This is a genomic window from Streptomyces sp. NPDC090445 (assembly GCF_044769385.1).
Taxonomy (GTDB): Bacteria; Actinomycetota; Actinomycetes; order Streptomycetales; family Streptomycetaceae; genus Streptomyces.
In genome coordinates this window covers 30,666-42,470 of the sequence record NZ_JBIVXV010000048.1, presented here as the reverse complement: position 1 = coordinate 42,470, position 11,805 = coordinate 30,666, and the positions used below count along the sequence as shown (strand labels likewise).

6 protein-coding genes are annotated in these 11,805 nt (G+C 75.7%); 5 read left to right on the top strand and 1 reads right to left on the bottom strand.

Annotation, left to right across the window (positions count from 1 at the left end):
* Positions 1 to 248 precede the first annotated feature (248 nt).
* Complete coding sequence (locus ACIQUT_RS39060) at positions 249 to 1,358, bottom strand: LacI family DNA-binding transcriptional regulator (RefSeq protein ID WP_403570353.1); 1,110 nt, start codon at positions 1,356 to 1,358, stop codon at positions 249 to 251.
* A 177-nt stretch (positions 1,359 to 1,535) separates the two neighbouring features.
* Here ACIQUT_RS39060 and ACIQUT_RS39055 point away from each other — a divergent pair, with 177 nt between their 5' ends.
* From ACIQUT_RS39055 to ACIQUT_RS39035, 5 genes are all read left to right on the top strand, one after another.
* Positions 1,536 to 5,054 carry a hypothetical protein gene (locus ACIQUT_RS39055; RefSeq protein ID WP_403570351.1) on the top strand — a complete coding sequence of 1,173 codons (3,519 nt, stop codon included), beginning with the start codon at positions 1,536 to 1,538 and terminating at the stop codon, positions 5,052 to 5,054.
* Between the two features lie 153 nt (positions 5,055 to 5,207).
* Positions 5,208 to 5,843 (top strand): hypothetical protein, encoded by a 636-nt coding sequence (locus tag ACIQUT_RS39050; RefSeq protein ID WP_403570350.1) that lies wholly within the window; start codon positions 5,208 to 5,210, stop codon positions 5,841 to 5,843.
* Positions 5,844 to 6,117: 274 nt separating this feature from the next.
* Positions 6,118 to 7,230 carry an LLM class flavin-dependent oxidoreductase gene (locus ACIQUT_RS39045; RefSeq protein WP_403570348.1) on the top strand — a complete coding sequence of 371 codons (1,113 nt, stop codon included), beginning with the start codon at positions 6,118 to 6,120 and terminating at the stop codon, positions 7,228 to 7,230.
* Entirely contained in the window at positions 7,227 to 7,892 is a 666-nt protein-coding gene (locus ACIQUT_RS39040) for a CE1759 family FMN reductase (RefSeq protein WP_403570346.1), read from the top strand. The genes ACIQUT_RS39045 and ACIQUT_RS39040 overlap by 4 nt, the downstream gene beginning before the upstream one ends.
* A 366-nt stretch (positions 7,893 to 8,258) precedes the next feature.
* Entirely contained in the window at positions 8,259 to 11,756 is a 3,498-nt protein-coding gene (locus tag ACIQUT_RS39035; RefSeq protein ID WP_403570344.1) for an AfsR/SARP family transcriptional regulator, read from the top strand.
* The last annotated feature ends 49 nt before the right edge of the window (positions 11,757 to 11,805 follow it).

Sequence of the window (11,805 nt, the reverse complement as noted above, 5' to 3'; positions counted from 1 at the left end):
TGGGCGCTCTGAACGTTCTACGGGCCGGGCTGGTCCGTCGCGACGCCAACCAGGCATAGCGAGAAGCCCCCTCGTTCACGAGGGGGAGGAGTCACAAGTTTGGGAAGCTCCGGGTCGGCGGCGCGACCGCGTTCCGTTTTGCGGTGGACGCCGGCACGGCGGTCGGTCTCGGCTGGCAGGCCCGGGTCGGCTACGACCTCACCGGCGGAGGGTGCGGGCGCAGGCAGGTCCCGCGGCTGCTTGCGGCGTCATGCCGATACGCGCCGGACCAGACTCGTCGGCGTGATCACCGATGCCGATGCCGATGCCGATGCCGATGCCGGTGCCGGTGCCGGTGCCGGTGCCGGTGCCGGTGCCGATGTCGGCGCCGATGCTGCGTCGGGTGTCCCGGCACCGTCCAGCTCGCGCATCAGCAGGCGGACCATGAGCCGGCCCATGCCCTCGATGTCCTGGCGTACCGTGGTGAGCGCCGGCTCGGCATCCCGGACCACCGAGTCCATGTCGTCGAAGCCGACCACCGCGACGTCCTGCGGCACCCGGATCCCGCGTTCCCGCAGGGTACGCAGTGCGCCCGCGGCCATCAGGTCGTTGGCGGCGAAGACGGCGTCGAGGTCCGGCCGCCGGTCCAGCAGCCCGGCTATCGCACGGGCCCCGCTCTCCAGGGTGAAGTCGCCCTGGCACAGCAGCTCCGGGTCGGCGGCGTCGGCCAGCACGTCGTGGTAGCCGGCGATCCGGTCCAGCGCGGACGTCTGCGTGCGCGGGCCTGCGATGTGCGCGATACGGCGGCGCCCCAGGGACACCAGGTGCCGTACGGCTTCCCGGGCGCCGCCGCGGTTGTCGCAGTCGACGAACGGCACCGCCGGCCCCGCCCCCGTGGCCGGCCTGCCCCCGAACACCACGGGGACCCTGCTCCGGGCGATCAGCGCGGGCAGCCGGTCGTCGCTGTGCAGGGAGAAGGCCAGCGCCCCGTCCACGTGCCCCCCGTCCAGATAGCGCGCGATCCGCTCGTGGTCGCCGAGGCCCTCCACCCAGAGCAGCACCAGCTGCGTGTCGTGAGCGGTCAGTTCCCGGCTGATCCCGCGCACCTGCTTCTCGAAGAACGGGTCGGAAAAGATCCGGAACTCCGGCTCCGCGATGATCACGGCGACCGCGCCGTGCCTCCGCGTGACCAGCGAACGGGCCGCACGGTTCGGCACGTAGCCCAACTCCTGCACCGCCTCGCGCACCTTGTCCGCCACGGCCCGACGCACGCCCGCACCGCCGTTGACGACCCGTGAGACCGTCGCCCGGGACACGCCGGCCCGCGCGGCGACGGCTTCCAGCGTAGGGCGCGACGATCCCGCCGTCTGCTCCGACAAGGCAGCCACTCCCGTCCCCATCCACGGCCAACGCCGCACCGCCGGACCCAAGACGACCAGAATAGACGCTGCCCCCGCCATCTGAGAGCGCTCCCAGACCTCGGCGCGACCCGGCGAAAGGGCACGGCTCCGATAATCGGTGGGGACACGCTCGCACCGTCGGGCACAATGCCCGCGATGATCTCCACCGCCGACGAGCTGCTCGCCGCCCTCGAACCCCTGCCGCACTCCGCCCGACTCCGGTACACGGCCGTCACGGCCCACCGGCTCGCCGCCCGAGGCGCACTACGGCCCCTGCTCACCGCCCTGGACGCCCTCGGCCCGTACGAGCGCCGCCTCGCCGCGCTGGCGGCCCTGACCGCCGGGGAACTCGGGCACCTGGCGGCCCGGCTCGCCGACCCCGACCCGGTGGTCCGCCGGTACGCGCTGCGCGGCGCCCGCCGACTGCCCGTCCCGGACGCCGCCGTCGAGGCCGCGTACGACGATGCGCCCGCCGTCGTACGCGCCGACCTCGCACGGCTGCTGCGCGACGGACGTCGGCCCGAACTCGCCGAGCGGCTGGTCCCCCGGGTGAGCGCCGAGTACGGCGACCGGGACGCGGCCCGCCTGCTGACGGGCTGCTCGCCGGAGTTCACCGCGCGGCTGCTGCCCGAACTCGCCGGGGCGCTCGCGTTCGAGGACTGGAGCACGCTGGCCGTCCGCCATCCCGGCGCCGTCCTCGACCACGCGGAACGGGAACTCGGCGACCTGCCCGAGCGGTTGCGCGACGGCTGGTGGGGGCGGCACGGCACCGGAATCGCCGCCGCCCTGCCCGCCGCGCCGGGGCGTGTGCTGGACCTGCTGGAGCGGTACGGCCCCGGCAACCTGCCCGTTCCGGTGCACGACCGGCTGGGCGACCTCGTCGCGCTGGACGCCGAGCGCGTCGCGCGCTGGCTCGCCGACCCCGACCGGGCGGCCGCGCGGTGGGAACGGACGCCGGGCCGGGCGGTCATGAGGCAGCTGGCGGCGGCAGATCCGCCGTCCCTGCCCGGGCTCGCGGCCAGGTGGATCCACCGGAACGCCTTCACCCTGCTGCTGCGGTCGCTGCCACCGGCGCGCCGGCCCGGCTTCCTGGACGCCGTCGTCGCCGCGGGCGATCCCCGCTGGAACCTCCATCTACGCGGAGAGGCGCTCGCCCTGCTGCCGGTCGCCGAGCGGCACGCCCGGGCCCGTGCCCAGGTCGAGGCACTCCGCGCCGAACGCTGCACGGACTGGGAGCTCTGGGGCCCGCTCGCCCTCCTGCCGCCCGCCGAGGCCCGCCCCGAACTCCTGGCCGCCCTCGCCACCGGTGATGCCGAGGACCGCGGGACGATCTGGGACCGGCTGGCCGCCAACGCCGGCCGCACCCGCGACCCGGAGGAGGTCGCGGAGGTCCTCGCGCTGGCCGCCGGCCGGCTGGCGAACGAGCGCGATCCCGTACGCGGGGAGGCCCTGTCGGCCTTCGCCGACCTGCCGGCACCGCTCCTCGTGGCGGCCCTCGGGGCCGACGCGCCCACCGCGCCCACCGCGGGCCGCACCGGGGCGGAATCCCTGGAACGGCTGTGCCTGGACGCCCTGCGGGCCCGGGACTGCTCGCCCGGGACCCGGGACACGATCCGGACCCTGGCCGCGACCCTGCTCGCCGCCGCGGTCGCGGCAGGGCCCGCCGCCGCGGCAGGGCCCGCGGCCGCTGGCACGGCCGCCACGGACGCACCTGCCGGCGCGGACGCGGCCGTCGGCGTCGACCGTCCCGCCGCCGCCCTGCGGACCGCCGTACGCATCGTGGAGGCGCTGACCGCCCACACCGGCACGGTGGACCTCGGCCCTCCGGGCACACTGCTGCGCGGCGGCGGTATACGCGCCGTGCTCGACGCACTCGGCCCGTGGCTGGACCGGGCCGCCGCCCGCGGGGACGTCACGCCCCTGCTCGCGCTGGTCACGTCCTGCGGACACCGCGCGTACCGGATCCCGGAGCTCCAGGACCGCCTCGAACAGGCCCTGCGCACCTGCCCGGACGGGGCCTTCGGCGAGGTCGCCGCGGCCTGGCTGGCCGACCCCGCGACCCGCGGCGACCGCGCGGCCGAGCTGCTGGCGCGGGAGCCCTCCGCGGTCTTCCTGCCGCCGGTGCTGGCCGTACTCGCCGCGGAACGCACCGACCTGCTGGACCGTGCGCTGCCCGCGACCCCGCCCCCGGGCGGCCGGTTCCCCGTGGCCGGCACTCCCCGGCCGCTGCCCCCCTTCCGGTACGCCGACCGGTGGCTGCCCCGGCAGCAGCAGGCCGCGGTCCGGCTGGCCGCGGCCGCCGTCGCCGACCCCGGCCGGGGCCTTGACGAACGCGCCGCGCTGCTCCGCGCGGTGGCCCCGGTGCCGGAGCACGGGCGGGCCCTGCTCCAGCAGTACACGGCCTCGGCCGGCCATGCCGAACCCGTCCTGGCGGCAGCCGCTCTCGACGCGGCCGCCCACACGGACGACCCGGCCTCGGCTCTCGACGCCCTGCTCGACCACGCCGGCGACGACCGGGCCGCGGCCGCCTGGTCCGCCGCCTCCCGCGCCGCCGCCCACGCCCGGCCGAGCCGGGTGGCGGCCCTGCTCCGTGACGTCCTGACCCGCGAGAGCGGGGTGAAGGTCACCGTCCGCAAGGCGGCCGCCCGCCTCGCCGTCCGGCACCTGCGCCGGGGCGCCGCCACCGCGCTCCTGTCCACCGTGGCCCGCACCCCGGGCATCCATCCGGACGTGCACGCCACCGTCGTCGGCCTGGCCACGGCGCTGCTGCCGGCCGAGGAGATGTGGGCGCTGCTGGAGTCGGCGGCCGGCGGCGGATCGCACGCCGCCCTGGGCGTCCTCCTGGACGCGAACCCGGCCGATCTGGCCCCGGCCGACCGGCCCCGGTTCGCGGAGATCGTCGCCCGGCTGCCCTTCACCGCCGAGCAACAGGTGGCGGAACAGGCCCTGTTCAGCCTCCGTGACTGGGCGCAGTACACGCCCGCGGTCGGCAGGGCGCTGGCGGACGTCTACACCGACCTCGCCTCCCCGCTGAGCGTCTCGCGGGCGGGCTACGTGCTGACGGGGCTGTCCCAGTCCGAACTGCCCCACCCCCTCGGCGGCGTGGAGCCCGGCAGCCTTCTGCGCGACGTCGTGGACCGGCTCCTGGCGCTCGTCGCGGCCGGTGAACCGGAGGGCGGCGGGCGCGGTGGGGACCTCCCGGCCCGCCGTCGCCTGGAGTCCCTCATCGGCTCGTCGATCCACGACCACCGCATGTGCGCGGCCCTGGCCCGGCGGCTGGCGGCCGAACCGGCCCTCACCGCCACCCGCACCGCCCTCCTCGTGCGGGCGGTCGACCTGGAGGCCGCCGAGCCCGAACTGCTGCTCTCGCTCCGCGAGCTGACCGCTGCGGTCGAGGGCCGCCCCGTCCTCGCGGTCCGGGTGGCCGAAAACCTGGAAGGAGCACACCGGTACGGCAAACCGCTCGCCGACCTCGCGGCCGCCCTCGCTGCGGTCCGGGCCCTGGGCAGCGGCGGCGGTCTCGTGGAGGGCCTCCTCGCCGTCGGCCTCGCCACGGTCCTCGGAGCCCGCCAGAACTGGCCCGACACCTGCCGCGCCGCCGTCGTCGAACTCCGCCGCCACCCGGATCGGGAGGTCCGGGAGGCGGCGTACGCCACGGACCTGGGCGGAGGCTGAGCAGTACGGGGACCGGCTTCCGGCTGCGGTGTCAAGCCGCGAGATTTCGTGCCGTGACCGGCAGGGCTGTCCCGGGCGCAATGGAGTCACACGGGCCGGCGGAGGAAGGCCGTGCGGCGTCCGCCCGCCGCCCCCGAACCAGGAGCCACCCCCATGTCCAGCAGGAACCGAGATGCTGCCACCCTCGCGGCCCAGGCCGGCGCCCCGACGGGCACCACCGTGCCGGAGCGTGTGCGGTGGCTGTGGGCGGGCGCGGTTGTCGGCCTGGGGCTGGCGGCGTTGATCATCGCCGTTTCCGCGTTCTACGCGCTGTCCGGATCCGCGCCCAGCGCCTCGCCCGCATCTGAACCGACGCTTTCGGTAGCCGACAGTCAGCACTCGGCCACGACCGAGCCGGATGCCTCGGCGGATCCGGGCGAGGATGGGGCAGCGCCGCCTCCGCCTGCGGCGGTGGACGCGGCGGGCATGTCAACCGCTGGGGCTTCTGATGCGGGGGCCGAGTGGGCGAGTGTGTCCGTGGCGGCTGTTTCTGCCGTGGGCGGCATGATGAGCGGCGTTGCCGCGGTGGTCACCACTCGGCGCAGCAGGTTGCCGGCCGCCGCCCCGGCTCCGGCGGAGTCGGCCGCGTCCGACACGCTCGCGGTTTCCGACACGCTCGCGGCTTCCGGCACGCTCGCGGCTTCCGGCCCGCCCTCGCGTGCGGTGTGCCGGCGCGAGCCGTGCTCTCCGCGGCTGAATCAGCCCGGGCGGCGGCGCAGGCCCTTCCGCCGTCCCGAGCCCCCGCACTGATCCACCCCCGCTGCGGCTGTCGGCGGGGCGTGAAGGTGACAGACCGCGGGCGGAGGTGTGTTTCTGCCGGCCAGGGGCTGGTAGGTCACTGTCTTGAAGGTGAGGGAGCGGCCGGGGCCGCCGTCTCGGGGGCATCGCCCGCCGGTGTGGGACGCCGCGGCCGCCCCGGGCGTCGGCCGCGGTCCGCCCTCGCGCCGCTGCAGGCGGGAATACCTCGGAGGCACCCCTCGTTCCCGGGTATAGTTGAATCGTAAACAACCTTGGAAGGGGAGTCATGCAGTTCGGGATCTTCACCGTCGGTGACGTCACGGCCGATCCGACGACCGGACGCGTGCCCGGCGAGCACGAGCGGATCAAGGCGATGCTCGCGATCGCACAGAAGGCCGAGGAGGTCGGCCTCGACGTCTTCGCGACCGGTGAGCACCACAACCCGCCGTTCGTCCCCTCCTCGCCGACGACGATGCTCGGCTACATCGCCGCACGCACCGAGAACCTGATCCTGTCCACGTCGACGACGCTGATCACCACGAACGACCCGGTGAAGATCGCCGAGGACTTCGCGATGCTCCAGCACGTCGCGGACGGCCGCGTCGACCTGATGATGGGCCGCGGCAACACCGGTCCGGTCTACCCCTGGTTCGGCAAGGACATCCGCGACGGCATCGACCTCGCCATCGAGAACTACGCGCTGCTGCGCCGCCTGTGGGACGAGGACGTCGTCTCCTGGAAGGGCAAGTTCCGTACGCCGCTGCAGTCCTTCACCTCGACCCCGCGCCCGCTCGACGGCGTCGCGCCCTTCGTGTGGCACGGCTCCATCCGCTCGCCGGAGATCGCCGAGCAGGCCGCGTACTACGGCGACGGCTTCTTCCACAACAACATCTTCTGGCCGGCCTCCCACACCAAGCAGATGGTGAACCTGTACCGGCAGCGCTACGCCCACTACGGCCACGGCACCCCCGAGCAGGCCATCGTCGGGCTCGGCGGCCAGGTGTTCATGCGCAGGAACTCGCAGGACGCGGTCCGCGAGTTCCGCCCGTACTTCGACAACGCGCCCGTGTACGGCCACGGCCCGTCCCTGGAGGAGTTCACCTCCCAGACGCCGCTGACCGTCGGCTCGCCGCAGCAGGTCATCGAGCGGACCCTGTCCTTCCGGGACTACGCGGGCGACTACCAGCGCCAGCTGTTCCTGATGGACCACGCGGGCCTGCCCCTGAAGACCGTCCTGGAGCAGCTCGACCTGCTCGGCGAAGAGGTCGTGCCGGTGCTGCGCAAGGAGTTCGCGAACCTGCGCCCGGTCGGCGTGCCCGACGCACCGACGCACCGGGCCCGCGTGGCGGCGGCCCAGGACACCACCACCACCACCACCCGGCAGGAGGCCCAGGCATGAAGCTCGTCGTCGTATCGGCGGGACTGAGCTCGCCCTCCTCCACCCGCCTCCTCGCCGACCGGCTCACGGCCGCGACACTGGGCCACGTCGACGCCGAACCCGAAGTGATCGAACTGAGGGACCTGGCGACGGAGATCGCCCAGCACTTCGTCACCGGGTTCCCGCCCGCCCGACTGGCCGCCGCACTCGATGCGGTGGCGGCCGCGGACGGCCTGATCGCCGTGACGCCGGTGTTCGCGGCTTCGTACAGCGGCCTGTTCAAGTCCTTCTTCGACGTCATCGACAAGGACGCCCTCACCGGCAAGCCGGTGCTCCTCGGCGCGACCGGCGGCACGGACCGGCACTCCCTGGTCACCGAACACGCTCTGCGCCCGCTGTTCACCTACCTGCGCGCGCTCGCCCTGCCGACCGCCGTCTACGCGGCCTCGGAGGACTGGGGCGAGGAGGGGCTGGCGCAGCGGATCGCCCGCGCCGGAGCGGAACTCGCGCGCTTCATGGCGCCCGCCGCCGGATACGCCGCCCGGGAAGCCACCCCGGACGTCGACACCGCCGCCGCGATCGCACCCCGCTCACTGACGGGGGCGATCACGTCGGTGGACCCGGCGGACGGCTTCGCGGTGGTGCCGTTCGAACAGCGGCTGGCCGCGCTACGGGCCCGGTAGCGGCAGGGCGGCCGGCTTCCGCGCGGGCACCCCTGACCCGGGCCTGCCCAAGGCGGGCCCGGGGCAGGCCGCCCGGACCAGCGGCTCGCCCAGGCGGCCCGCCCAGGCGGCTCGTCCCCGCGGCGGCGGACCCGGAGATCCACCACGGTGGAGGTCAGCCCCAACAGGGCGTCGGCGAGTGCCGGTCCTCGCGCGCTGCTCGCGCAGGGCTTCGTCGACGGCCCGCAGCCGGGCCGGGGGCGGCGAAGGCGGTGGTCGGGTACCGGACCGGGTTCAGGCCCACCGGGTCGCACCTGCTGTGCGGGGGGTGGGGCCCGCGGCGGAAAATGCGGCGATTCCGGTTGTGCGGCACGGCAGAATTGGCTGGTGCAGTACTTCATACTCGGCGTCACCGAAGCGCGCGACGAGACCGGCGCTCCCCTCCCCATCGGCGGCGCCCGCCTGCGCGCGCTCCTCGCCGCGCTCGCGCTCCGGGCCGGCGGGCCGGCCGCCGCCTCCGTGGCCGACCTCGTCGACGACATCTGGGGCGACGGCCCGCCCCAGGACGCGCCGGCCGCCCTCCAGGCGCTCGTCGCCCGGCTCCGCCGGGCCCTCGGAGGACGGGACACCGTCCTGGCCGACCCGGCCGGCGGCTACCGCCTCGCCGTCGCCGACCGCGACGACGTCGACCTGCACCGCTTCACCCGGCTCGCCCGCGAAGGCCGCGCCCGGCTCACCTCGGCCCCCGCCGACCCCGCCCGCGCCGCCGCAACCCTCCGCTCGGCCCTCGCCCTCTGGCGCGGCCCGGCCCTCGCCGACCTCCCCGAGCCCGCCCGCGGCGACCACGCCGCCGCCCCGGAGGCGTACCGCGCCGCCGCACAGCGCGACCGGATCGAAGCCGACCTGCGCTCGGGCCACGCCGATCCGGCGGGACTGCTGCCCGACATCGAGGTGCTGATCCAGGGAAGCCCGTACGACGAGACCCTGCGCGCCCAGCAACTGCGCGCCCTGCGGGCGGCCGGCCGGCGCGCCGACGCCCTCGCCGCATACGAGCGCACGCGCCGCACCCTCGCCGACGCCCTCGGCACCGACCCGGGCCCCGAACTCGCCTCACTGCACGCCGAACTGCTACGCCCGACCGCCACCCCGGCCGCCGCCACCCCGGCTGTGGGGACTTCGCCGGTGGGGACTCCGGCCGTCGGTATCCCGGCTGTGGGGACTTCGGCCGTCGGCACCTCGGCCGTGGGGATCTCGCCTGTCGGCACGTCGGCTGTGGGCACTCCGGCGGTGGGCACTCCGGCCGTTGGGACCCCGGCCGTCGGGCTCCCGGTCTCCGGGACCTCGGCCAGTGGGCATCCCGGTACCGCCGGGGGCGGGCCGGGGCGCGGGAATCTGCGGCCGCGCCTGAACTCGTTCGTCGGACGGGAGCCGGAGCTCGCCTCCCTCCAAGCCGACCTGGCCCGGCTCCGCCTCGTCACCCTCACCGGACCGGGCGGCTCCGGGAAGACCCGTCTCGCCGAGCAGGCGGCCGCCGCCCATCCGGAGCCCGCCTGGCTGGTCGAACTCGCCCGCCTCGACCACCCCGGCGCCGTTCCCGGAGCCGTTCTCAGCGCCCTCGGTCTGCGCGAGAACACCCTGGTGGCCCGCGAGAAGACCGCCGCCGACGACGACCCCGCCGCCCGGCTCGTCGAACTGTGCGCCGACCGCCGCCTGCTGATCGTCCTCGACAACTGCGAGCACGTCATCGGCGCAGCCGCCGAACTCGCCGAGCTCCTCCTCACCCACTGCCCCGGAATCCGGATCCTGGCCACCAGCCGCGAACTCCTCGGGGTGCCCGGCGAAACAGTCCGCCCCGTGGACCCCCTTCCGTCCGACCCCTCCCACCGTCTCTTCGCCGACCGCGCCGCCGCCGTCCAGCCCGGCTTCACCCGCGACGGGGACCCCGCCGCCGTCACCGAGATCTGCGACCGCCTCGACGGGCTCCCGCTCGCCATCGAGCTGGCCGCGGCCAGGCTGCGGCTGCTCACCCCGCGCCAGATCGCCGACCGCCTCGACGACCGCTTCCGCCTCCTGACCAGCGGCGCCCGTACCGCCCTGCCCCGCCAGCAGACCCTGCGCGCGGTCGTCGACTGGTCCTGGGACCTGCTCGACGACGACGAACGCACCGTCCTGCGCCGCCTCTCCGTCTTCGTCGGCGGCTGCGACCTCCCGGCCGCCGAGGCCGTCTGTATCGACGGAGACGGAGACGGCGACGGCGGCGATGCCCTGGACGTCGCCGGCCTCCTCGGCTCTCTCGTCGACAAGTCCCTTGTCGTTGCCACTCCCGACCCCGACCCCGACGGCCACGGCATGCGCTACCGCATGCTTGAGACGATCCGCGAGTACGCCGCCGAACGCGCGGCCGCGCACGCCTCCGACCGCCACGCCACCGCAGCCCGCCACGCCGCGCACTTCCTGGCCCTCGCCGAGGAGGCCGAGCCCCTCCTGCGCGGCGCCGCCCAGCTCCGCTGGATCCGGCGTATCGAGACCGAGCTCGACAACCTCCGCGCAGCCCTCCAGCACACCACCGGAACCGGAATCGGCACCACCGACACCGGCACCACCGGCACCACCGACACCGGCACCACCGACACCGGCGAGCGGTTCGCCCTCGCCCTCGGCTGGTTCTGGTGGCTGCGCAACTACCGCACCGAGGGCGCCGAATGGGCCGGCCGGGTCCTGGCGGCCCTCCCCACCGAGCCGCCCGAGGGCACTCCCGGGTACTGGCGCTCGATGCGCCTGCGGATGCTCCACCTCTTCCTGCTCGCCGAAGGCCAGGCGCCCGACGAGTTCCGCACCCCCGGGAACATCGCCCTCGTCGGCAGCATCCGGCAGGCCTTCCGGGCCGAGGGCCCCGAGCCGGCCCGCTTCCCCGGCATGCTCTGGCCGATGACCACCCTCCTCAGCGGCAACGTGCTCGACCTGCGCGAGGGGCTCGACGAGACGGTCGGCAACTGCCGCCGCCACGGCGGCGACTGGGAACTGGGCGTCGCCCTCCTGCTCCGCACCCACCTGGCCATCGACCTCACCGGCGGCCTGTCCACCGTCGACGCCGACCTCGCCGAACTCCACGAGATCGCACACCGGGTCGGCGACCGCTGGATCCGCGCCCAGGTGGCGAGCGCCGCCGGCGAGGTCGCGCTCTCCCGCGGCCGGTACGACCTGGCCCGCGCCGAGTACGAGGAGTGCCTGCGCCTCGCCCGCGAGGTCGGGGCCCACACGGAGGCGCCCTTCACCCTTGCGCGCATCGCCGAGACCGCCCTCTGCTCGGGGGACTTCGCCGGCGCCGGGCAGCTGCTGGCGGAGGCGGCCCGTGAAGTCGACCGCTACGGCGGGGTGTACGACGTCCGGGCCTACGCCGGAATGCTGTCGAGCCTCCTCTCCCTCGTCCGCGGGGACCTCGGGCGGGCCCGCACCGAGCACGAGACCGCCCGGGCCGCGTCCGAGAGATTCTCGGCGCCCCCACAGCTCATCGCCGGCCTCGACAACGTCGACGCCGTGCTGATCGCACGCGAAGCCGGCCCGGAGGCGGGCCTCGCCGCCATCGGCCCGGCCCTGGCCGCCGCCGTCGCCGCGCACTGCGCGGAGCGCGTCCTGGCCTCGCTCACCGACACCGCGGCCGTGCTGCTGGCCCGGGCCGGCCGTGCCGCAGAGGCCGTACGGGCCCTTGCGGCGGCCACCGCCTGGCGCGCGGGCCACCCGCGCTCGGTCCCGGAGCAGGCAGCCGTCGGCGCGATCCCGGACGGCACCCGCGCAGTGCTGGGCCCCGACCGCTACCGGGAGGAGGAGACGGCGGGCGCCGCGCTCTCCCCGGCCGAGGTGGTCACCATCCTCACCGGCAGCTGATCACGCCCCGCCCCGCCCCGCCCCGCCCCGCCCCGCCCCGCCCCGGCCC